Source organism: Lacticaseibacillus songhuajiangensis (assembly GCF_003946025.1).
GTDB lineage: Bacteria > Bacillota > Bacilli > Lactobacillales > Lactobacillaceae > Lacticaseibacillus > Lacticaseibacillus songhuajiangensis.
Genome location: NZ_RHNR01000043.1, coordinates 1 through 24,523, shown reverse-complemented (window position 1 = coordinate 24,523; position 24,523 = coordinate 1). Strand labels below are relative to the sequence as shown.

Below are 24,523 nucleotides of genomic sequence, written 5' to 3'. Positions count from 1 at the left end.
GACCTTCGGTCTAACCACTATTTTCAAACCGAGCATCCTTGCGGATGAAAGTTTCACGACTTACGCTGACGGACAGCGTGTGCAGTTTTCCCCAAGAGCGCAAAACAGCCCCAGCTTGCGCTGAGGCCATTGGATTAACCTGCTTAGTCGAATACGATGTCCTGGTCGAGTACCTGCAGTTCCATCTGGTGCAGGACGCGGCGGGTGAAGTGGCCCTTGCGCAACGCCGTGCGCACCTTGTCCACGTTTGCGAGCATGGTGTCGATGTCCTGATCCGTGAGGGCGGCCATGGCGTCGTCCAGTTCATCGAGACTGTTTAACGTAATCCCGACGTGATTCTTCTCGATGAAGGGGGCCATCCCACCCTCCTTCCATGCGACAACGGGCAACCCGTTGGCGAGGTACATCGAAATTTTGTGCGGGTTGTTGAAACGGGTGTAGTTCTTGTATTGACCACCACCCGGAATGTTGCTGTCCCAAGCCAGACCAAAGCGGAAGGGCAGGTTGTAGGCCAGCTTTTCTGGTTTCATTTCTCCGCGGTCTTCGATGCGCGGGTCGATGTCAATGAATTCGTGCCGACCGAACACAGTGAGTTTGGTGGCGTGTGTCCATTCGGTTAGGTAGCGCGATTTGTCGAGCGTACCGGCGAAGACCAGTTCCTTAGTGAAGTCTGCGCGCGGCTGGCCGTTCCAGGCATCGGTCAGGTAGTCGAAGGCGTAGTTGCTGAGGGTCGGCGTGGTCAAACCGCGGTCAACGAGGCCCTGACTCATGGCCGGGTTGTGGGTGATGATGAGACTGGTGCTGTTGAGCGCCTTGATTTCGTCAAAATTAATGGTGCCGCGCAAAATTTCGGCGTCGTGGATGAAGATGACGACCTTGGCCCGGCGGGTGAGTAGATGTTCAATAAACTGGGTGTCAAAACGGTTGCCATTGTTAGTCGGATATTGAAAAACCACCAGGTCACCGGCATCGACCGGTGCGGTGATGCCATCAATTCGGGCGTGCAGGGCGTTGTCCTGATCGTTTGCGGAATCATAGCGGAAAATTGAGAGGACGTCGTAGCCATCTTTTTGGGCGATTTCCTTGATATCGTTTTTAGCCTTGAAGACCGAGTTAACAGTGGTTGGCTGCACCACAGTGGTAATCCATTTTGTCATAATTTGCTCTCCTAGAGTTTAAGTCCACAGTCAAACGCTGCGGGTACGCAGCGTGCGGGGGTAACTTCTTGAGTTTACACGCCGCTTGCGCCGCGGTAACATAACACAGTATACATGAGATTTGCGAAAACGCACGGCGGGTTGCCTAAAATACGTGAGGAGACAAACATGGAGCAAACAAGTTTCAACGAGTGGTTCGAGTTTCTGACCAACCATTATTTCACCTTTGGCCAGCGCAATGGCCTCCCTTTTGCTTGGCGGATGCGGCTGGATCCTACTGGCCGCATCGCCAATTACGAATCGCCGCAGGAACATTACTGGCAACTCGTCAACGGGACTTTGGAGTTCCAGAACACGCGGCATGACGCCGTTACCCGCTTTGAATTACCAGAGTCCCCGCGCGACATGGTGAACGGTACCATCACCGGGAAAGTGCTGCGGGAGGCGGATACCTACCAGGTGCTCGTCACCATGCACGGCGAAGCGGTGAACACCCAAACCATGCTGGAACTGCAGCGCCGCCAGGATGCGCGCGACCGCATCATTCGGCCGACCAAGGTGCGCGCTCATCAGCATATTCGCTTGGCCGTCATTTTGAATAACGTGGAGACATTGCCAGCACTGGAGCCACTGCTGCTGGCTGCCCAGCAGGCTGACGATATTGAGCTCAAAATTCTGACGACCAAGAAGCTGTTTGGGTTGCAGGCAGACTTGGGCACCATGGCTGCACTGGACCAGCACCTCAGCGCACTGGGGCTGCCATTCATCGCCGTGGCGAGTGAATTCACGGCGGCGGTCACGCGGCTGGCCCGCTGGCAGGCGGACTTTATTGTGCGGCAGTCTGAGTGGGATGCAGACTACCCAGATGCCTTCAAGGCGGACAATCTGGATTGGGCACGCCTGATTGTGGTGCCGTACGTCATCACCGAGAACATGATGATGGACGCTAAGCACGGCCAGCAAACGATGCTGACGAACGAGTATTACGAACACATCTGGCGTTACTTCCTGCCAGAGCCGCTCACAGCTAGTCAGCGTCAGCAGATCCAGTCCTCATTTGTTTCCGAAGAGGTGTTCGAACACGTGGGTTCCATTAAGGCGCAGGTCATCAAAAATGCCCAGCCGCAGTGGCCGATTGCTGATTTACCGCACAAGCTGGTGTGGATGGCGCACCACTCGATTTACGATGCGTGGTTCAACATGGGCGTCTTTCCCAAAATCTGGGAGGAGATGTTCACCTGGACGCAGGCGCATCCCGACGTTGCTGTGCTGTTTAATCCGCATCCTTTGTTACGCGCAAATCTGGCTAACGATGCCTATCCCGGCTTTAGCGGGCACGATTATGAGCAATTCCTGCAAGATTTTGCAGCACTGCCGAATGGTGGCGTGCTGGAGAACGCACCGCAGTACGCCGCAACGGCTGCTGCTGACGTCATTTTGACGGACGGCATCTCATCGCTCTACGAAATGCAGGTGCAGGCAAAACCCGTGGTGGGCATCATTCGTGATGACCACACCCCGTTTACCGACTTGGGGACACAGCTGATGACCGGTGTGCACAGCCATCCAGATCTCGCGGGTGCGCTAGCTGACGTAGCGCGTTTGTTCACGCAGCCGGACGAGTTGGCCGAACAGCAACGGCGAAACGTGCAGCCCTGGCTCAGTGAACCACATCCAGAGCAGCGGATGCTCGCGGCGATGCGCGCAGAAACGCAACACAGTCACTAACAAAAAAATAGTAAACCACGCAAAAAGGCGCTGGTCAGTTCTGTCTGGAGAACTGCACCAACGCCTTTTAACATACGAAAATCACAAAAAAAGTGAGATTAGTTTATGATTTCTGCACGCAATAGCAGTTGTGAAAAGCTTAAAATGTAATTGTGATTATAAAGATAACTTTCCGCTACCAATGCTAATCGGACGTTTAAGCCACTACTTATGCGCGCTGCTAGTGGAGCAAGGGGTAGATTAAACCCGAAAGTGCGATAATCGCGATGAGGACGCCGATGATGATTTGCGGCAGGCGGCCGTGGTCTTTTTCTTTCTGTGGATCGCGGACGAGTTTCTTTTCCGCCGCCGTGCGCTTTTCAATTTCCTGCTCCAGCAGGGATTTCTTTTCGTCATTTTTCATACTCCATATTATAAATTATCAACTTTAAAAAGCAATTCGGCGGTCAGCCGGAAGGGAGGACCACATGGCGTCATTCGCTTGGAAGTACAAACGCATCGTCAGCAAAATCATGAAGCGCACCGCGGCGTTGCGGGAATTATCTGATACCCAACTGCAGGCGCAGACGCAGGTGCTACGTGACCAACTCGCCGCCGGTGCGTCCCTCCGGCACATCTTGGTTGAGGCTTACGCAACAGTCTGTGAAGCCGACCGCCGGGTACTGGGCCTGCAGCCGTACCGGGTGCAGGTACTCGGGGCCGTCGCGATGGAATACGAGAACATCGTCGAAATGCGCACTGGTGAAGGCAAGACCTTGACGGCGACCATGCCGATGTACTTGCACGGCTTGACCGGGCCGGGGAACTTCCTGATTACCGCTAACGGTTACCTGGCCAACCGTGACGCCGCCGAAATGGGGCGCGTCTACGAATGGCTCGGCGTCAGCGTTGTGTCTGGGGTTGCGCCGGATGGCGATGAGCAGAATGAACGTGACAAGAAGGCCATTTACGCTGCCGATATCGTGTACACCACCAACAGTGGCTTGGGTTTTGACTACTTGTTCAACAACTTGGCCGCAACTGAAGCAGATCAATACCTGCAAGGCTTTCATTTTGCCCTACTCGATGAAGTCGATGCGATTCTGCTCGATGATGCTGCGACGCCGCTGATTGTGTCCGGGGTGCCGCGAGTGCAATCCAACCTGTACGGTTCCACCGACAAAATGGTGAAGCTGCTGGTTGAGGATGAAGATTACAAGGTCAGCGAAGACAAGAAGAACGTCTGGTTCACCGAGCCGGGTATCGCCCACATGCAAAGCTTCTTCGGTGTTGACGACTTGCTTGGGCCTAAGTGGGCGGACTTGTACCGCCACCTGATTCTGGCTTTACGGGCCAACGTCCTGATGACGGCGGGCCGCAACTACATGGTCACTGACGGCGAGGTCAAACTGCTCGATCGGGCCAACGGGCGCGAGCTGCCTGGCATGAAGATGCAGGCGGAGATGCACCAGGCCGTTGAAGCGAAGGAACACGTCAAAATCACTCAGGAGCAGCGGTCGATGGCCTCCGTCACTTACCAGAATCTGTTCCGGATGTTTGACCAACTTGCCGGCATGACCGGGACCGCGCGCACTGATAAAGAAGAATTTCAGGAGATTTACCACCTATCCGTTTTCCAGGTGCCCACGAACAAGCCGACCATCCGTGAGGATAAGCCGGACCGCCTGTTCATCACGAACCAGGCCAAACTGGAAGCGACACTCGCTGAGGTGCACGCCGCGCATGACGCGGGCCGGCCAATTCTGATTGAAACCGGCTCGCTGACCTTGTCCAAACTGTACTCAACCTTGCTGCTGCGTGAGCACTTGGCGCACAACCTGCTGAATGCTCGCAGTAGTGCGAAGGAAGCGCGAATTGTTGCCGAAGCCGGCCAACCCGGTGCCATCACGGTGGCCACTTCCATGGCGGGTCGTGGCACCGACATTCGTTTGGGCGAAGGGGTCGCCGAAAAGGGCGGCTTGCTCGTACTGGGAACTGAACGCATGGATAACCCGCGGGTGGATAACCAGTTGCGCGGGCGTGCCGGACGCCAGGGTGACCCTGGGGAGAGTCGCTTTTACACCTCCCTGGAAGACACGATTGTGCAGGAGCAGGCACCGCAACGAATTGCGCGTTACCGTTTCAAATATGCGGACCGGCCTAAGCAGGAGTTGTCACGCCACGGTCGCTTCAGCAAGGTCATTGACCACGCACAGCGCAAACTCCAAGCTTCTCAGCGCAGTGCTCGATTTGAAACGCTGCAGTACGGCGAAGTGTTCCGCATTCAGCGGGATGCGGTCTATGCTGAGCGGGACAAAATTATGGCCGCCACAGACCTCGGGGAAATCATTGCACAGGTGTTTAGCCACTCCGCCACGAATTTTGTGGCTGCCCACCCTAAGCAGACGACCGCTGATGTTCTGAGTTATGTGTTCCGCTACATCGATGGGGATTTTGATACTGACCCGCTGGCTTATCAGCGGATGCGCGGCAACGCAGCGCCAGTCTTGCAGGAGTTGATGCAAGAACGCCTGGAACATCAACACAAGCAGTTCAAGGCTGAGGATCAATGGGCCTACTTCTTGCGGCTTGCATTGCTCAAGGCGATTGATACCAGCTGGATTGAACAGGTGGACAACCTGCAATCGCTGCGAACCATCACCGCTAACCGCAGCCTTGCGCAACACAACCCCATTTATGAATACCAAACCGAAGCCCAGCGCAGTTTTGCGCAGATGAAACTGGCGCTGTATGACAAATGTGTGGAATATCTGCTGCAATCGAGTTTTAGCTGGCAGAAGAACGGAGAGATTCAGGTGAATTTCCCATAAAGCGGACGACGCGGAAAGGAAGACATGCACAATCGAAGCTTAATCAAACGCTGTCTGTGGACACTGCTACTCGTGCTCATCCTCGCCGCGGGTCAACAAATCGTTCTACCCAGTATCGACGGTCTCGCTGCCACTCAGGCGCTCACTAAGCAGGGGGGCAGTTTCCTCCAGATTTTTGGGAGTGTCACTGGTGGTCGCTTAACGGTGCCGGCGCTGTTCTCGCTTGGCTTATCGCCATACATGACCAGCATGATTGTTTGGTCGGCGGTGCAGAGTTGGGACTTACCGGGCGTGAGCGCGATGTCCGTTCGGGCCATAGGGATGGTGCAGCGTTTCTTCACGCTCATCATCGCCAGCTTGCAGGCATTGGCCATGGTGCGCACCGTGGCGCCAGCCCTACAGCCAATGCCGCTGGTGCTGGGTGATTACAGTTACGACATGAGCGCTTGGTTTACGGGCATCATCTTGGTTGCTGGGGCGATGTTCACCGCCTGGCTCGCCGACCTGAACAACGATAAGGGGATTGGTTCGACCGTGATCATGATTGTTCCGGGGATTATCATCAACATTCCTGGTTCGTTGCAGCGTGGCTGGGGCGGGGTCACATACGCCCTGACGCCACAGCACATCGCGGTTGCCGCCGTTGTGGCGGTTCTGTTCACCTTTTGTGCCGTGTGGTTGTACAAAATTGAAGTGCGTTTGCCGCTCCAACGGCCAATGCTGGAGAGCAGCTATGGAGATTCCTACATTCCCATCAAGCTGCTGACCGCCGGCGCGATGCCGTTCATGTTTTCCACCTCGCTATTTAGCCTCCCGATGTACGTGGTCAAGGGGACGAGCCTGAACGGCACGCCAATGGGTCACGCCATCATGCAGTGGACGTCTTACCAATCGTGGCGGGGGCTGGTACTGTACGCGGTGGTGCTGATGCTGCTGGGTTACGCCTTTGGTTACCTCAATACGCGACCAGTGCAAACGGCTAAGTCGCTGAAGTACAGTAGTGATTACTTCTACGACGTGGCACCTGGGGACGCTACCGAACGTTTTCTGACGCACCACTTCTTTGTCATTTGTACATTGGGGAACTTGGTTGAAATCGTCATTGGGATTGTGCCGCTGCTCCTGGAGAATGTGTACCCAGGGGCCGCGAACTTCTCGCTGTTTCTCGGGAATCTGTTCATCATCGTGACGATTTTTGACACCATCATGCAGCAGTTCCGCGCATTGCGGAGCAAATACCAGTACCAGTTGTTCGCTTGATGCAGGCAATACTCGAAGTCGCGCGACAAGAGGCAGCCAGTCGACCTAGCGCTTTAGCGCGTAGTGAGACGGACACCGACGGGAAACCTAACGTACAAGGTAGTGATGACAGAAATCCTAAGTTCGGGATTTCCGTCATCACTACCTTGTACACCAGTTTCTAAGCGCCTCTTGTCGCAGCCTAGCCTTGAAAGGAGGTAACGCCATGTTAAGCCTGATTCCGGATTTCACGCGCACCGATCGCCCTTTGCACCTTGACGAGACTGTGCACCTGGCGCACGTGTTTCAGCAAAATGAGCAGGAATTCCGCGTGGTGGCGCTGACCGCCTTGCCTGACTGGCGCCAGCAGCTTGCTGAGGTGCAATTGTTCGAAGCCCCGCGGTGGAACGCCTTCGATATCATCCAAGCGGTGCACGAAGAAGACGGTCTGCCACTGACGGTGAACCAATTGCCGGTGCCGACGACCTGGGAAGCAACCTACCTGCCAACTGAAGTCGTCTACTACGACGGCCGCAAGGAGGCGGCACGCGCAAAACTACACGCTGCCGGTTTTGTGAATGAACTCATCTACGCTGAGCGCGATGGTCTAGTCGAGCATGATCAATTCGATGACCGCGGCTTTTGCACCTGGCGCACGTGGTACGCAGGGGATGACCTGCAGCGGCGCACGTGGTACACCCCAACTGGGGATGAGGTCATGAGCATGACGCCTGATGGTGCAATCACCATCGCGCCCGAACAGCAGCACCGCTTTGACGCGGTGAACTACCCGAATTTGCCCGCACTGGTCGCAGAAGTTGCCCAGCACGCACTAGCTGACAGTCAGACGACCGGGCCGTTTATTGCAACGTTGACACCAGCAGGGGTGAACCTGCGCAATCGCATTCCGAATTTGCAGGCGGTGACCTACCTAAGCGCCGCGACTCAGCAACAACTGACCATGCAGAAAACGCAACTGCCACTTTTGTCCGCAGCGGATACGGTGGTACTGCCGAGTCGTTTGGACCGGCAGCGGGTGGCCGAACTCGACAAACAGCTGGACCAGCCAATTTTACCGGCTGTGCGCTACATGCCGACATACGCCACGACCCTGGACCTCGGGATTAGTAATGAACTGTCCATGCAGATTATTGCTTGGAATGTTAGCGACTTAGCTGAAAGTGAGCAAGGGCAAATTCTGCATGGGCAGCTCAAGCAGTTGCGCCAGCACAACGACCGCAGCTTGCAGATCGGTGGCATTGACGCTGATCGGGGAAAGTGGTTTGAGGCGCAGCTGGACAAGTGGCTCGGCGCAGACTTCGGATTTGACGTGGATGGTCCCGAGTACACTTTGACGCGTGACTTCTTGGCTGCTCAAGCGGACGGTAAGTTAACGCCAGACATGACCAGCGAGATGCAGGACCTGCAAAAGACGTCGCTGTGGCAGCGAATTGCCGCCGCCCTGGCTTTTAAGCAGCGCGTCACCATTGCCCCGGACATGACCGCTACCGACTGGGCTGCGTTGCTGCACAACGCGCGCTTGCTGGTTGACACCGGCAGCCGCCCGAACCTGGCCCTGCAAGTGGCAGCTGTGAGTGCGGGGATTCCGCAAATAACGCTGGTGGCTAGCGACCTTTTGCACGACGGCGGAAATGGCCGCGTTGTCCGTAACCCAGGTGAATTGACCACGGCGGTGACTTATTACTTAGGCACGCTGTCGCACTGGAACGAAGCGCTGGTTTGCAGCGCCGACCTGATTGAAGAATATGCAGCGCCGCACATCATGGCGGCGTGGAAAGAGGTGATTGGTTAATGGCACAGCGCTATGTTGACGTGATTCAAGTGGGCAAGCAGGCACTGCCGTTTGCTGGTCTCCTGCCGGATGGCTACCGCTACCTCTGGGCCGCGGTGGATACTGGCGACATTATTCCCAAGCAGCCCCTGTTCAAGAAGGACCGCTGGAACCCGACTTTCCGCGACGCCGTTGTGCTGATTGATGCGACCTGTCCGTGGCTTGCAGACGTGGCGAAGCTGACCGCGCTGCCGGCTAACCGGATTATAGTGGAAAACAGTGTCCAGCTAAGTGACACTGCGCAGCATATTCTGGAGCTTAAGGGCGCCCACCGCATGGATTTTGCCGATGCGGACGCGCTCGCGAACACGATTTACGGCAGCTTTTACTCTGATCAGAATACTTACAAAATTGACTTTAGCGAGTTCGTTGTTGATCCCGCGTATGATGGTCCGGTGCGCCAGGTGGGTGAGGCGTACCGTGAATTCAGCGGCGACTTCGGGCCTGATTGGGTGCGTATTGGTTCCGTCAATCAGGTGATGTGGGTCGGCGTGAATGCCGGTCAGGACGTCGTGGTCGAGAACGCAACTAGTGGCGATCTGGAACTGATGGGGAAGGTACAGACCTTCGATGGCATCAATTCCGACCTGAATGACATCCTCACCGCCACCGGTGAAGACCTTTACGATGGCGTGCATGTGCTGCAAATGTATAATCCGCGCGGGTTGCAATTGCACCTGTACGTACGTGGCCGCGGGACGGCGCAGATTGGTGACATCCACTGGCGGCGCACTCGTAGTGGTTATGGTGAAACCCTGGTTGGCGGCGAGAAGGTTGTTGACCCGGTAGGGATGAAGCAGGAAGTGCAAGTGTACTTTGATGCCGGCGACCTAAAACCACCGCTGTGTGTCTACTTCGCCGGTTATCAGACCGCCGAGAAATTCGAAGGTTTTGGGATGATGCGCCGCATGGGCACGCCGTTCATGCTGATCATGGACCCACGGCTAGAAGGCGGCAGTTTCTACATGGGCAGTCAGGTCTTCGAAGACCGGCTCACCGCCGCTATCCAGCACCGACTCGATGAATTGGGTTTTACGAATGACCAACTCATCCTGTCGGGCATTTCTATGGGCACCTTCGCCTCGCTCTACTACGGGGCCCGGCTCAACCCGCACGGCATCATCGTCGGCAAACCGCTGGTGCACCTGGGTACTATCGCCCAGAATAACCGCATCAAGCGTCCGAATGAATTCGGGACGAGTTTGGACATGTTACTGCTACTCCAAGGTGGTACCAGTCATGCGGATATCAAGGCCCTTAACGACCGTTTCTGGAAACAGTTTCGGCAGGGGCATTTTGCGAACACGACCTTTGCCTTCGCGTACATGTTTGATGATGATTATGATCAGGACGCCTTCCCGAGCGTGCAGGCGGACCTCAAGAACCGCTATCCAACGGTGCGAATTTGGCAAAAGGGTTTCGTTGGCCGGCACAATGATGAAACAGCCGGCGTCGTCAATTGGTTTTTGGGTCGTTATAGTCACATGCTGGCGCAAGATTTTGGCCGCGAGGCAGGTTAGGAGGTCGTGATGAGTTTAATGTACTTGCTGGGCCTGCCGCGTAACGGCGCTAACGTGTGGGGCTACGGCGCCATTATCGACTACGAGCGTGATGGCAGCGTGGTGTACACTAACGGCCGCACCGGTCCCGGTCGGCCGCTCCACACTTGGCAGAGTAGCGCTGACAACCAGGGGCGCGGCCCCTTTATGCCGACACTGCGGCGGGGGCTGAGCTACAGCTTGCACGGCGATGCCGATTATGAACCGGTCAATTCGCTCGCACTGGCACTCACTTTCTATGATGCGCAAGGCCACGTTGCCGCTGATAACCTGTACGAAGGGCTGGACGCCACGTTCACGGTGCCGGATGACGCGCGGCGGTACACGATTGAACTCGTGAGTCTGAACAATACTCATTTTGTATTCCGCTCACTGCTCCTCGGTCAAACCACTGACCTGGCCGGCGGACAACTGCTGCTCGGAGAAGATGGCCAGTCTGTGCAGTATCTGCGCGCCGGCCAGTTGGCCCTCAACTGTCTAGTTTTGTGCGGTAGCCGCGAACTCGTCACCGCCTTGCCGGTGCAGCTCGCACGGCAGACGGATTACTGGTGGGTCAACGCAGGCACACGCATAAATCCGCACGCACTGGCAGAATTTGTTAACCAACGCCGCGCAGAGGGACCGCTACGCATCGTTGCAGCGGGTCCAGACACGAGTGCGATTGCCAAATTATTAACACCACCGATTAATTAACTGGAGGACTAATATGAACTTCTTTATTGATGGCGCGATGGGCATCGGTAATTCCGGTGTTGAACACGCCGAGTTTTACCGGGCCAAGCGTTTTGACCAGGCACATATCCCGTACCGTTTCGTCTTTGTCGAAATGGTCAAGGAACTACATGAGGCAATGGACAAGTGGGAATTGCGTGATGATCAGGTCATCAACATGTGGGAATATTTTGTCCTTGGTGATGACTACCTGCAAAACGGCCTCACCAAGCGCTTTACGCCTAGCGAGAACTTGGTGAAAGACAGTACGAACACTAACCGGATGAACACGAGTATCACCAGTGGCGGCATGCGTTGGGTTTCACATTTTGTGAAGTACCCTGACATCCACAAGCCGGATAGCGGCGTGCTCATGGTATCCACCGGCCACATTGAGATGTTCAACGAGGCCACCGGCGAGCGCCGCGTCATGGTGGAATATCAGGAAGACTTGCACCGCAAGACACTGATTACCAACGTCCACCTGTTCAATCAGAACGGTCAGCACCTGATTTTCCACAACCTCGTGACCTTGCACCAGTTCTTCTACAAGCAGTTGGACCGGGTCTTCGGCGGCAACAGCACCTTCATCATCGACCGCGGCGAGGAGAACGAGGTCGCGCTGATGACCAAGAAGATTCCGAACGTCAAAATCGTTGACGTGATTCACGCTGATCACCTCTCTGACCGCGACGTGCCGGGTCACCCGCTGTGGAATAACTACAACGAGTACATGCTTGAGCATAAGCAGTGGATTGACAAAATTGTGGTGGCAACCAAGCTTCAGCGGCAAGATCTGCTGGTGGACTTCCCAGATGCTGGCGATAAATTCGTGACGATTCCCGTTGGTGGGGTGCGCGACGGCAACCAGAACTACAAGAAAGCCGAAGCACACACACCATTTAAGCTGATTACGGCTTCCCGTCTGGCTTCCGAAAAGCACATTGACTTGGCGGTTCGCGCAGTGGCCAAGTTGCATCAGGAGGGCAAGAAGATCACCTTTGACATCTATGGCCAGGGTGAAGCCAAAGATAAGATTGAAAAGACCATCAAGGAAGTGAAGGCGGAAGACTACATCACACTGAAAGGCCTGTCCAACGAACTAGACAAGGTTTACCCGCAGTATGATGCCTTCATCTCCGCATCCTTCTCTGAAGGTTTTGGGCTGACTTATATTGAAGCACTGAATGCTGGCTTGCCGGTTGTGACTTTCAAGGCGCGCTTCGGGGCAGAAGAGCTGGTGCACGACGGCGAGAACGGCTTCTTGCAGCCGTTCAAGCGTGATGATGACGAATACTCAGCGAACCAGCTGGCAATCGGCCTGCGCAAATTGTTCAAGGCGAACTACGGCAAGCTGGTCAAGCGTACGCAGCAGTCCGTGACCGAATTCCAGGATCATGTCATTGCAGGCAAGTGGAAGGAGCTTATCGATGCACTACGAGCTAATTAATCAAATTCAACTGGGCACCGACGCCTGGAAAACGCAAAAGACCCGCATTGGTCGCGATGGCCGCACCCTGATGACTTTGACCTCCATGCCGCGTTTTAGCGAGGTACTCAAGGAGGAGAATATCAAGGGCGTTAACCTGATTGATCACCTGACGGGGCGCACCTACGACAAGAAGGGCTACCGCTTCTTCAACGATTTGCCGGTGCCGGAAGAAACCCAGGTTTACATGAATGCGGACGGCAGCATTTCCCTTATTTTGGACGGCGAAGTCATCGGGATGGAGTACCTGTTTGATGGCACCCGCCGCCAGGCGCAGGACATTCGCTATCTGAATCCAGATGGCAGCATTGACTGGGTGCACGAGTTCGCCTTTGATGGCAGCACCTTCTCAAACATCCTCTATTACAATGGCGATATGCAGGAAATCATGTTCATGGACAACGCCGAGCAGGTGCACGTGCGCTTCTTCTACTACGACGGCGCCATCAATCTGATCACGGTCGAAGACCCCAAGACGCACAAGGTGACCGCCAAGTACGATACGTTGGGTGCGTTCTTGGGCGCTGAGGTTGCCAAAATGACGACGGCCGACGACACAATTACTATTACTTACCTCGGTTTGGAACTGGATGCTGTCAGCCAGACTAAGGCGCATGTGGTGCTCGATATGGTGGAATCACCTTACGATGAGAACGGCAATGTCCGCGGCAACCTTCTGGCGATTCTGGAAGGACGTCTGGGTTACGTCGACGAAGTGCTGGTGAACCAGGCGGACTTCGACCGACTTGCCAAGGACGGGGTGCCAACCGACCGCTTGAGTGTGGTCACAAAATAAGCCAGAAACAAAAGCGTGCGGACCCATTGCGGACGTTTTTGCTGCAGGGACACGCGGTGCGTGTTCACTGCTTTACATAATCCAAGGGAGTGCCCGCTGCCCGCGAAGTTGCACTGGTGAGAATCGAGGCGGAACTTGTATGACCGAATATTTTGTTCATCTAAGTGCCAGCCTTGCGCCGCAGTTTCCGTGGTGGAACGTCGGTGGTGCCGGTAAGGCGCACCACGATCGGGAAGTGTTTGCTACCGAGATTGGCTTCGCACCACTCGGCATTTTCCTGTACCAATGGGAAGATGAACCGGCAAACGTGCTCCGTGGCCGCATGGATGGTCTGCTGGGCGGACTCAAGCGCAACGATATTGTCTTCGTGCAGTGGCCCATGAGTAATGGCTCCCCGAATTGGCACCATGAGTTCGTGCAGGGCATCCATGGCTTCGAAGCCAAGTTGGTGTACGTCGTTGACGACCTCTATAACTGGCGTACCCGCACGTTCACTGACGACAGTGCCGCTCTGATTGCTATTCACCTGGCGGCCAAACAGCCTTTGCTGTATACGGGGGATGCACCCCTTGCTGAGTTGCTTCGGCGGAATAATCTTGGCATCGAGTTGTCCAATACTGACGCAATTGCGGAGACCCTACAGGGCGTGACGACTCCGGATTACCATCAGCTCATTTTGAACGTTGAGCGACTCGCAATGCCTGTACGTTCGGGGTATTACCTGCGACGTGCATTACTGGCGATGGATTTGCAGTTGAATCTGCGCTGATGAATTAAATAAAGCGTATTTGTTATCAAATCATTAAAATTTTTGCAATATTCGCCAAAATTGAATAACAATCATGCAAAAAATTGGCTTACGTCGTAAAAAATATACGAAGTAAACCAATTTTTTTGTTTTCATTCAAAATGAGAGAAATAAGTGTTAATCATTGCTTATACTAACGATTAATTACACTTGAAGTGTAAGCGCTGTTTGAATGCTGGCCTGGTTAGACGGAAAAATGCCTGGTTACTTTTAGCTTCCTTAGTCCAAGAAAAACTTGGGACTTGCGCGGAATTTGACGTGATCTATAAATAAATCTCGTTATTAATCGAATGGTATTTTTCAAGCCAAAGATGAGTTGATCGTCAATTCTTGATTTACGCCATGAATTACTGCGTAACGCTGATAGATGTATTCCTATTGATTTTGTAAGACTTATCTAAAAAGTCATATCTACAAACCAAAAACCGAAATACTAGCTTATGAATACTGCGTCATATTCGTTGAAAACGTGCGTTAAAATATACTAAGGACGCAGTGACGGCGTCGAAGGAGGGACCCCATTGAATTATTTCCGGTCTAAAAAAGATGATGTTTTTAAAAATAATAGCAAAGTCCGTTTCCGGATGTTTAAGTCTGGTAAAAAATGGATGGTTGCTGGAACGGCCACACTGAGTGGATTGCTCGGTGGTTTATTTGCAATGCCGCTAATCGGTCACGCGGCGACAACACCAAGCATTGAAAAACAAGTAACGGACGGAGACGCTTTAGTTAATCAAAGCGGCGCGAGGATTCCTGCTAGTTCAAACACGGGCTCGACGTCGGCGTCAAACACGCAAAGTCAATCTCTAGAAAGTTCTTTGTCTGTTTCTGCAAGCACTTCGCAGTCGCTGAGTATCTCGGCAAGCCTGTCCGCAGCGCAAGCCAGCGGCAGCCAGTCGACCAGCGCAACTGCAAATTTAACTTCAACAAGCACCTCCACGAGTGCCTCGACGACCACGTCGACTAGCGCTTCTTCGAGTGCGTCTAGCAGTCAGCAGAGCAGCTCCGCCTTCGCGAGCGCATCTGCAACGGCTTCACTCTCGGCAAGCGGCTCGGCGGTGGGCGCAAACCTCGGTCTTAGCGGCACCGACTCTGCAGTTCTATCTGCAGATCAGTTGATCGTGACCATGGGTGACACTAGTGAAATTACTAGTACTGAGGCGGCTAACATCGCCCAGTACGCCGCACAAAATGGGGCAAAGGACGTCACCATCGCCACCACGAGTGCGAAGTACACCATCGAAAACGGGACGGTTACCGTCAACGTGCTTGATGATAGTGCAAGCAGCGCTGTTTTGGCTGCCGGGAAAGTGCTGGCTACGGCTTCGGCAGCGGTTGCGAACACGACGCCGACGGTGAAGATGATTTCTTCACACTCAGCAGATTGGACCAATTCGGTTGTATCGGGCGAAGCCTTTGCTGCTTGGCAAGGTACAAACCTCTGGACCATATTGACGGCTAACGAAAATCTGCTTTTTTCAAACATCACGTTACCAGATGGTACTGTTCGCACTGCCGACGAGGTTATCACTGCTTTAGCAGGCGTTACGGACGGCAGTACACCGAAAGGTGCTTTTGCAATCGGACTGACAGGGATGTCTGACACTCTAGACGGCATGAGTGAAGACAGCATGAGTGATTTTGTTTTGAAGGCGATTACTAGCTCTAACCCTGATTTAACCTATGATAGTACTTCAGGTGCATACCTGCTCAATGGTACAAATTCGGTTTACTATGTTCCAATTTCTTACACTAGTGCAACTTTGCCGACATATAAAGATCCTGTGACAGGAAAATTTACTACAGATCCGAATCCATTAACGCGTGCACAACGACCCAGTGACAGCAACACTTATTGGACTTACGCAACAATTACTGTTGTGGATCCTATCGTTACAAAGGCTGTTTCCATTACAGTGGGTGACACGGTGTCACAGAACGGTGCCGACTATCTTTCCGCTTTAATTGGTGCTGATGGGCAGCGCATTAATCTGAGCAGCACTGTGGCTGGCTTAAGTGTAGATACAAGCGGCATACCAACCGATACGAACGGTAAGGCTACGACAGCAGGCACTTATCAGATTACCATTACGTATGATTCTGGGCTTGTTGATGCTGATGGCACTGCTGTTAAAAAATCGGAAACGACAACCGTAATCGTCAACAATGTTGATCGTGACAAATCATTGTCAATGTCTGCTAGCGTATCAAACTCACTTCGTACCAGCATCATTAACAGTGAGTCAAGCGCTAGCTCGATTTCGGCATCAGTTTCTGATTATAAGCGTGATAGTACTTCAATTGCGAATAGTTTGTCGGTTTCAACGCGAGATAGCGACGATCAATCTGTTTACAATTCGCTTAGTGCATCAGGGTCTGCATATGAATCTGAGTTGGCCTCGCAGTCGAAGACCGTGTCTGAATCCATAGCCCAGGACGAAGCGACTGGTGAATCTTTGAATTTTGATCAGTCACTGAGTAAATATTATAGTGAGAGTCTTTCGGCAGTTCAGTCGACGCAACAGTCCACGTCTCTGTTAAACAGCAAAATGGATTTGATTGGTAATTCTGCTGATGAATTCAACAAGAATTACGGCGAAGACACTCAGAACGCTGTTGCGAGTGACCAAGCGAGTGCGTCAGCGTCGGTATCTGGATCACTTTCGATGAGTGTTTCCGCGAAGAATAGTGCATCCTTGTCGGTGTTCGATAGTATGTCCAGCAGTCGCTCTGCAACACTCAGCCTTTCGAAAATTGAATCCGCGTCTGTATCTCAAAGCAGAAGTGAACGGATTTCGGCTGAGGCATCTGCTGTCAGTTCTAAGAGCAACATTTATACAGCGGATTCCGCGACATCCATGAGTAAGAGTGTGCAACTCAGTAATTCAATTCTGAATGCATCAAGTAAGGCGTCCTCAATTTCTGCCTCTCAGTCTGCAATTGATTTCAGCCTTTCCCGTGCTGCAGAATCAACGTCCATTGCAAACTCTATCACTAGTCTGAATACGGCGTTGCAGGGTGCATCTGCCGCAGCATCTGCGTCTAAAGACAAATCTGAGTCGATTCAGGTTTCAGAACGTGCTAGCGAAAAGTCCGTTCTGGATGATGCCGACGATTCTTTGGCGAAGGAAAGTCAGTCTGCAGTAGACTCTACAGTTTTGAGTAATAGTGCCCGAATTGTAAGCAGTCAGTCCGCGTCCTTAAGCCACTCTCAGTCTGTTGCAACGATAAGTGCCAAGGCTAGTGCTTCTACTGCCAAGCAGAACAGTCTGCTCACCTCACTGTCCGCCTCTGCCAGTGTTTCTCAGTCCACATCACAGTCTGACTTTTCCGAAGTATTGAGTCAGCAGGTCGCTAACCACAATTTCTTCTTAGATAGCCAAAAGGAACTGAAGCAGAGCGTTTCGACAAGTTTGTCAGAAGCTCAGTCTATGCATGATTCACTCTCTGAATCTGTGAGCGCGATTGCCTCGAGTTATGATTCTGATCAGGCGTCAACCTCGACGTCTATTTCACAGAGTAAAGCTGATTCAGTTGCAGCTGGTACTGCAATCACGCCGGAAACAAGCATCAGTAAATCCAAGAGTGAAAGCCTGTCAGCAGTTGAATCTGCACAGCTGTCTCAATCGACGGCCACTAGCCGAAGCTTGTCCGCTTCCAAGTCCGCTGAGGAATCTCTGCGGGCATCCGAATCTAACAGTTTACTGATTGGTAGTATCACGAATCTCGACCTGAGCGAGAACAACGTATACTCGAGCATCACAGCATCGAATAATTCTGTTTCCAACAAGGATGCTAGCCTTAGTGACTCCGTTTCGGTGGCCAATTCTAAGAGTGATGCAGACTCAAGAATTTTCTCCGCATCGCTTTCCGCAAAGAACTCTCTTGCAGACAGTGCACACAAAACAATTGGCACACTCACTGCAGAACAAAGTCAGTCGGTAGCTGACAGCCAGTCTCTTTCGACGGCGGCATCACAATCTAGTTCACTGGCGATTTCCTCGCTGGCGTCTGTTGCTTCAAAGGCGTTCAGTAACAATTACAATCAGAACAAATCGGTCATCAATAGTGCTGTGACCGCAGCAAATGGCAGCGAACTTGATTCCATCGCGAAGTCGTACAACGATTCCGTGAGTGGCGAAAAGAGTGGCAGCCAGAGTGCTGCTAGCTCGGTTGTTGATTCCTCAATCTCGAGCCAGAGTGGTTCGCAGAGTGCGACTGATTCAGGTGTGCTCTCAGAAACGAACCGTGTCTCTGCTAGTGCATCTGCATCTGCAAAGAACTCTGCATCTAAGCGTGAATCACTTTCGACCTCACTGAGCACGGTCAGTTCACAGAGCCGGAGTCTGGACAACAGCCGGTCAATTTCCGCCAGCTACTCGGATTCAACATCCGTCTCCAAGGCGGCGGAGGATTCAGTCGCAATTTCGCTCAGCAATGCTCGGAGCCTGACGGGCGCTAACATTTTGGATTACAGCGAATCTACCAGCAAGTCCGTTGCGGATAGCTTGTCCGCAGCAGCTTCAACGATTGCATCCGCGTCAGCACGCACGAGCGCTAGTCTTTCGGCAGTACAGTCGACTGCTCAGTCACAGCAGGGGAGCACCTCCGCTGCTGCTTCCGCTTCGGTAAGTGCCAGCTTGTCCACTTCCGCCGATGATAGTGCAGCAGCCTCGCTGTCTGAATCACTCTCTAAGAGTGTGGTATCTAGCTTGTCTGCAAGCACTGCAGCAAGTATTTCCGGTAGTAGCAGCCTTTCGCGCGTTTTGTCACAGTCTGCATCTGCTTCACGTTCTAAAGCCAATGTTACTGACGGCGATGTGTCATACGTGGCCAGTGATAGCTTGTCATTAGCAGATTCATTGAAGTCAAGCCTGTCTGCCTCTACTTCCGATGCAGATTCGCAGCACGTGATTGTTAGTCAGTCCACGTCTGCTCGCGACTCACTCGTATTGAGCCAAGCAGGATCTGTAGACGCATCGGCGGCCTCATCACAGTCGCAAACGCTGAGTGATTCCACACGCGCTTCGCAGCAGTTGGCTGATAGCAACTCTACGGTTGACTCTGCCATCGCGTCCCGCTCTGCAAGTCTGAGCGCCAGTGAATCCACCAAGCTGAGTGACAGTGCACGCGCCTCTCTGAGCTACTCAGCATCTCAGAGTGCATCGAAGAGCCACAGCATTGCATCCTTAGCCGCCAGTGTTTCCGGCAGCCAGAGCGCAAGTCTTAACCGTTCATTGTCAATTTCCGCAAGCGAATCTGCATCCGACTCCGACCTTGCACAAAAGAGCGTGTCTACTGATGCGTCGCTTAGTGCTTCAACATCGGATGCTGGATTCCAGAGTTTGTCGGAATCAACAAGCGCAGTATTAGATTCTGCGCAGTCAGTTTCTGACTCCGAATCGGCTGCAATTTTGGCTTCACAGTCGAAATACGACTCTGAACAGTTGGATGCATCAGCGTCTGCATCGCAAAGTGTCGCCAGTGATAGTGACTCCCTGAATTTTGCCGATTCCGTGTCCAAGTTGTACAGCGCAAGCACGTCCGCAAGCAAGTCGGCAGAAAACTCTAAGTCGACATGGTTCAGCCGGAGTCTGTCAGCAAGCAAGTCGACCGCAACTTCTGCGACTGACTGGTTCAGCACATCGGATTCCGCATCTAAGTCTGACCTCGGCAGTGCTAACAACTCGTTGAGTAGCAGCTTGTCTGCAAGCACCTCTGCACGCTTTAGCGAAAGTGCATCCGTTAGTGAAGCTGACAGTGTCAAAAAGTCTGATTCTGCTAGCCGGAGTGTCAAGCAGTCTAGTAGTCAGTCGGCAAGTCGGTCACTATACGAAAGTCAGTCGAAGACACCTAGCCTGACACAGGACCAGATTGATTCTATTTCGAATAGCAAGATGGTAAGCTTGATTGATTCGGGCTCTTTGGATGACAGTGCGTTATTGTCGCTGTTACTGTCTGGTATTTCTCAGAGTGCACAGTCTGTTGCGGCTTCTGTTAGTTCGTCTGAATCTGCTAAGACGGTTCAATCCCTGTCTGCATCGGCATCCACCTCTAAGGCACTTTCTCAGCAAGCGTCACTTGATGGCAGTATTTCGGCCAGCGTGTCTGGGTCACTTTCTTCCATTAAGTTTGATTCCACTAGTGCATCTGCAAGTCTGTCCTCTAGCTTTAGTGGCAGTCAGTCTCGTTCAGCAAGCAATTCAGTTAGTGCTTCAATTCACAGTGATAGCTCCAGCAAGTCTGGCAGCCTGTCCGATTCTCTGAACAGTTCACTGAGCGTTTCCGCATCCGTAAGTGCCAGCCTGAGTAACTCCGGCCGGATCAGCAAGTCGACCTCCGCATCACTGAGTGGTTCGATTTCCGATTCCAAGTTCGCTGAAAACTCTGGTTCAATCAGCACCTCTGTCAATGACAGCAAGAGCACGAACACGAGCCTGTCGATTTCGGCAAGCCTGAGCGGTAGCGAAAGCAGTTCAATTGATGACAGCAAGTCTGCGAGTGTTAGTGAGAGTCGCTCGAAGAGCGCGTCCGACAGTGATTCAATCACACCGTTCGTCTCCGACAGCAACTCGATGAGCGACAGCCAGTCCGCATCTAAGTCTGGCAGCTTGAGCACATCGGTCGATGACAGCAAGAGCCTGTCCGCATCGAAGTCTGGTTCCATTAGCCAGAGCGGTGTGATCTCCGCAAGTCAGTCCGCAAGCGAATCCACGGTCATTAGTGAGAGTGGTTCCATCTCTGAATCCATTTCTGGGTCCAAGTCAACGGATGACAGCAACAGTAGTTCTCTGAGCACGAGCGAATCAACGAGCAAGTCGCAGAGCAAGAGCATCAGCGCTGACAAGTCGGCAAGTGAATCGGCAAGTCTGTCCGATAGCGACAGCAAGAGCCGGAACCCACAGCCAACAAGTGAGCAGAGCAACTCAAGCAGTCAGAGCGCATCCTTCTCCGCAAGCCGTTCGGTAAGCAGTAGTAAGAGAGCGAGCCTGTCAGGATCCATTTCTGACTCAATTCTGACTTCAGCAAGCAAGAGTGCGAGTGCATCAATCACGGAAAGCGCAAGCCACCAGGCAACCGAATCCATGAGCGCATCAATCTCTGCAAGTCTGAGCACGGATGCATCACGTAGTGATAGCAAGAGCGCCAGTCTGTCAGGTTCCTACTCTGGCAGCCGTTCCGTCAGTGAAAGCTTCTCCGCAAGTCAGTCAACGATTGACAGTGAAAAGGGCAACATCTCTGATTCGGCTTCCGCAAGTCTCAGTAACTCTGAGAGTGTGAAGAGCCACAGTGATAGCTCCAGCAAGTCTGGCAGCCTGTCCGATTCTCTGAACAGTTCACTGAGCGTTTCCGCATCCGTAAGTGCCAGCCTGAGTAACTCCGGCCGGATCAGCAAGTCGACCTCCGCATCACTGAGTGGTTCGATTTCCGATTCCAAGTTCGCTGAAAACTCTGGTTCAATCAGCACCTCTGTCAATGACAGCAAGAGCACGAACACGAGCCTGTCGATTTCGGCAAGCCTGAGCGGTAGCGAAAGCAGTTCAATTGATGACAGCAAGTCTGCGAGTGTTAGTGAGAGTCGCTCGAAGAGCGCGTCCGACAGTGATTCAATCACACCGTTCGTCTCCGACAGCAACTCGATGAGCGACAGCCAGTCCGCATCTAAGTCTGGCAGCTTGAGCACATCGGTCGATGACAGCAAGAGCCTGTCCGCATCGAAGTCTGGTTCCATTAGCCAGAGCGGTGTGATCTCCGCAAGTCAGTCCGCAAGCGAATCCACGGTCATTAGTGAGAGTGGTTCCATCTCTGAATCCATTTCTGGGTCCAAGTCAACGGATGACAGCAACAGTAGTTCTCTGAGCACGAGCGAATCAACGAGCAAGTCGCAGAGCAAGAGCATCAGCGCTGACAAGTCGGCAAGTGAATCGGCAAGTCTGTCCGATAGCGACAGCAAGAGCCGGAACCCACAGCCAACAAGTGAGCAGAGCAACTCAAGCAGTCAGAGCGCATCCTTCTCCGCAAGCCGTTCGGTAAGCAGTAGTAAGAGAGCGAGCCTGTCAGGATCCATTTCTGACTCAATTCTGACTTCAGCAAGCAAGAGTGCGAGTGCATCAATCACGGAAAGCGCAAGCCACCAGGCAACCGAATCCATGAGCGCATCAATCTCTGCAAGTCTGAGCACGGATGCATCACGTAGTGATAGCAAGAGCGCCAGTCTGTCAGGTTCCTACTCTGGCAGCCGTTCCGTCAGTGAAAGCTTCTCCGCAAGTCAGTCAACGATTGAAAGTACTCAGGCTCAGTTCTCCGAATCTGAATCTGCAAGCACCAGCATGTCGAAGAGTGCTAGCGTTGCCAGTGGTAGTGCTAGTCTTTCCAACAGTCTGAGTGACAGCCTGGACTACTCGCTTTCCGTTTCCGCTAGTGTTTCGGATAGCCAGTCCAGTAGCAAGCGGACAAGTGTTTCGACAGATGCATCGCTGAGTACTTCTAACTCAGCATCTGAATTCCGTTCTAACTCTGATTCTGTCAGTGATTCAATTGCTGATTCTGAATCGAAGAATGCGGATCTCTCAGCTTCTGCTTCCGAATCTGGTTCACTTTCAACCAGTGCACAGCAGAGTGCATCTACTGATGTTTCATTGAGCAACTCACGCAGCTCTTCCGAAGGGACCTCAATGAACAGCAGCGAGTCCGCAAGTAAGTCGGTCAGCGAAAGCACATCGGCCAAGGATTCCGTAGTAGCGTCTCAGTCAGCAAGTCTGAGCTCGAGCGAATCCGCATTGCGGTCGACAAGCGAGTCTGAGGGTGCTGTCTACAGCACTTCAACGTCTGCTTCTCGTTCCGACTCAACAAGTGCGACAAACTCTCTCAGTGGTAGCACCTCTGCTAGTCGTTCTACAGACTTCAGCAACAGTGCTTCGACAAGCTCCAGTGAATCTACAAGCAAGTCGATTAGCAAGCGGACCAGCGTTCAGCAGTCTGCAAGCATTTCGGCAAGCGCATCACTGAGCTTTAGCGAATCACGCAACCCTGTGACAACACCGGTCGATCAGGAATCTGCTTCGACCAGTACGAGTGAATCCAGCTCTCGTTCCATCGAGCTGAGCACCTCAAGTTCACAGTCTGCGGTACTCTCACAGAGCAATGGCGATTCTGCGGTTGCTTCGGCTTCACAGTCCGGTTCTGAATCGGCACTGAGTGAGAGTCTCGTCTCAGTATCTGCGTCCGTCTCTAAGAGCCTATCCTTGGTAGGTTCGCAGAGCGGCAGTCGTTCAGCGCAGCTTAGCGGAAGTGATTCTGCAAGCCGTCTGCTGAGCGCGAGCGCATCGGCAAGTCTTTCCGGCAGTTTGAGTGACAGCGGCCTAATCTCCGCAAGTACGTCAGCATCACTGTCAGGGAGTCTGTCAACCAGTTCTAGCCTGTCCACCTCAATTAAGGATTCGACAAGCGCGTCACAATCTGGCTCTATCTCAGTATCAACGAGTGAAAGTGCTAGTGCGTCTACTTCCGCTTCGGTATCCACTAGCGAAAGTGTCAGTGCATCTGCATCAGCTTCAGAATCCACTAGCGAGAGTGCCAGTGCGTCTGCTTCCGCTTCAGTATCAACGAGTGAAAGCGTCAGCGCATCGGCTTCTGCTTCAGCATCAACAAGTGAAAGCACCAGTGCTTCCGCTTCTGCTTCAGCATCAACAAGTGAAAGCACCAGTGCTTCCGCTTCTGCTTCAACGAGTGCCAGCGTCAGCGGCTCCGCATCAGTTAGCGCATCTGTTTCCACTAGTGCTAGCGCGTCAATGTCGAAGTCTCTGAGCACCACGACTTCCGCATCCCAGACACACAGCGGTTCCAAGACACAAAGTAATACTCGTTCCCAGAGCGTTTCTCGCACGCACAGTGCTAGCGTTCAGCCAAGTGTTGCAACCACGAGTCGGGCGGCCGTCAACAACAGTCTGCCGGCAACAGGTCACACAACGAGTCAACTGAGCACTCTCGTTGCTCAACCTCAAAGCGCCACACTTTCCAGTAACAGTGAAGCCGCGAGCGAGGCGACAACAAACAGCCAGTCCAAGAGTGATCTGCCAGAAACAGATCAGACCAATGGCGATGCCGAATACGCGCTTGACATCATGCGTGTCAAGACGGATGAGGCTGAAGGTAACAACCTTCAGGCTGAAATCTTGGGTACAGCCGCTGCAATCCTTGCATTGCTCGCTATCCTGGGACTTCTGAAACGTCGTCGTGATGATGATGAAGAGGAAGAACAGCACTAAGATTTAAACAAAAAGAAGTAGCACCTTCTACCTGGATTATTCATAGAATTTCAAAAAAGCAGCGCAATCCCATGATTCACACGGGACTGCGCTGCTTTGGTGTTTC

Annotated in this window: 12 protein-coding genes and 1 pseudogene; 11 read left to right on the top strand and 2 right to left on the bottom strand. The window is 53.0% G+C overall.

All coding sequences use genetic code 11. The features are described 5' to 3' along the window. Positions 1–143: 143 nt before the first annotated feature. Positions 144–1,157: a hypothetical protein gene (locus EKM97_RS09645; RefSeq protein WP_125572199.1), complete on the bottom strand. Its 1,014-nt coding sequence runs from the start codon at positions 1,155–1,157 to the stop codon at positions 144–146. A 168-nt stretch (positions 1,158–1,325) separates the two neighbouring features. Here EKM97_RS09645 and EKM97_RS09640 point away from each other — a divergent pair, with 168 nt between their 5' ends. Further along, a complete protein-coding gene (locus tag EKM97_RS09640) occupies positions 1,326–2,885 on the top strand; it encodes a hypothetical protein (RefSeq protein WP_125572198.1) in 1,560 nt (519 codons plus the stop codon). A 220-nt stretch (positions 2,886–3,105) separates the two neighbouring features. On the opposite strand, the gene EKM97_RS09635 is transcribed toward EKM97_RS09640, so the two are convergent. Then, positions 3,106–3,288, bottom strand: coding sequence for a hypothetical protein (locus EKM97_RS09635; RefSeq protein ID WP_125572197.1), 183 nt, complete (start codon positions 3,286–3,288; stop codon positions 3,106–3,108). Between the two features lie 64 nt (positions 3,289–3,352). On the opposite strand from EKM97_RS09635, the gene secA2 reads away from it, so the two are divergent. The 10 genes and pseudogenes from secA2 to EKM97_RS09590 all read left to right on the top strand — a co-directional run bounded on the left by secA2 (position 3,353) and on the right by EKM97_RS09590 (position 24,417). Further along, the gene (secA2, locus tag EKM97_RS09630) at positions 3,353–5,695 is read left to right on the top strand and encodes an accessory Sec system translocase SecA2 (protein ID WP_125572196.1); all 2,343 of its coding nucleotides are present in this window, start codon (positions 3,353–3,355) and stop codon (positions 5,693–5,695) included. A 24-nt stretch (positions 5,696–5,719) separates the two neighbouring features. After that, positions 5,720–6,955, top strand: coding sequence for a preprotein translocase subunit SecY (locus EKM97_RS09625; RefSeq protein ID WP_125572195.1), 1,236 nt, complete (start codon positions 5,720–5,722; stop codon positions 6,953–6,955). A 205-nt stretch (positions 6,956–7,160) separates the two neighbouring features. Continuing rightward, positions 7,161–8,747: an accessory Sec system glycosyltransferase Asp1 gene (gene asp1, locus EKM97_RS09620; RefSeq protein WP_125572194.1), complete on the top strand. Its 1,587-nt coding sequence runs from the start codon at positions 7,161–7,163 to the stop codon at positions 8,745–8,747. Continuing rightward, complete coding sequence (gene asp2 / locus EKM97_RS09615) at positions 8,747–10,306, top strand: accessory Sec system protein Asp2 (protein WP_125572193.1); 1,560 nt, start codon at positions 8,747–8,749, stop codon at positions 10,304–10,306. The genes asp1 and asp2 overlap by 1 nt, the downstream gene beginning before the upstream one ends. A 9-nt stretch (positions 10,307–10,315) precedes the next feature. After that, complete coding sequence (gene asp3, locus EKM97_RS09610) at positions 10,316–11,038, top strand: accessory Sec system protein Asp3 (protein ID WP_125572192.1); 723 nt, start codon at positions 10,316–10,318, stop codon at positions 11,036–11,038. A 13-nt stretch (positions 11,039–11,051) separates the two neighbouring features. Further along, entirely contained in the window at positions 11,052–12,506 is a 1,455-nt protein-coding gene (locus EKM97_RS09605; protein WP_125572191.1) for a glycosyltransferase, read from the top strand. Further along, on the top strand, positions 12,487–13,341 hold the full coding sequence (locus EKM97_RS09600) for a hypothetical protein (RefSeq protein WP_125572190.1): 855 nt from the start codon (positions 12,487–12,489) through the stop codon (positions 13,339–13,341). The genes EKM97_RS09605 and EKM97_RS09600 overlap by 20 nt, the downstream gene beginning before the upstream one ends. Before the next feature lie 139 nt (positions 13,342–13,480). Then, the gene (locus tag EKM97_RS09595) at positions 13,481–14,110 is read left to right on the top strand and encodes a hypothetical protein (protein ID WP_125572189.1); all 630 of its coding nucleotides are present in this window, start codon (positions 13,481–13,483) and stop codon (positions 14,108–14,110) included. A gap of 560 nt (positions 14,111–14,670) precedes the next feature. After that, positions 14,671–14,796, top strand: a pseudogene (locus EKM97_RS12220) (KxYKxGKxW signal peptide domain-containing protein); the annotation flags it as partial. A 171-nt stretch (positions 14,797–14,967) separates the two neighbouring features. Continuing rightward, positions 14,968–24,417, top strand: a complete 9,450-nt coding sequence (locus EKM97_RS09590; protein WP_225419262.1) for a serine-rich family protein — start codon at positions 14,968–14,970, stop codon at positions 24,415–24,417. The last annotated feature ends 106 nt before the right edge of the window (positions 24,418–24,523 follow it).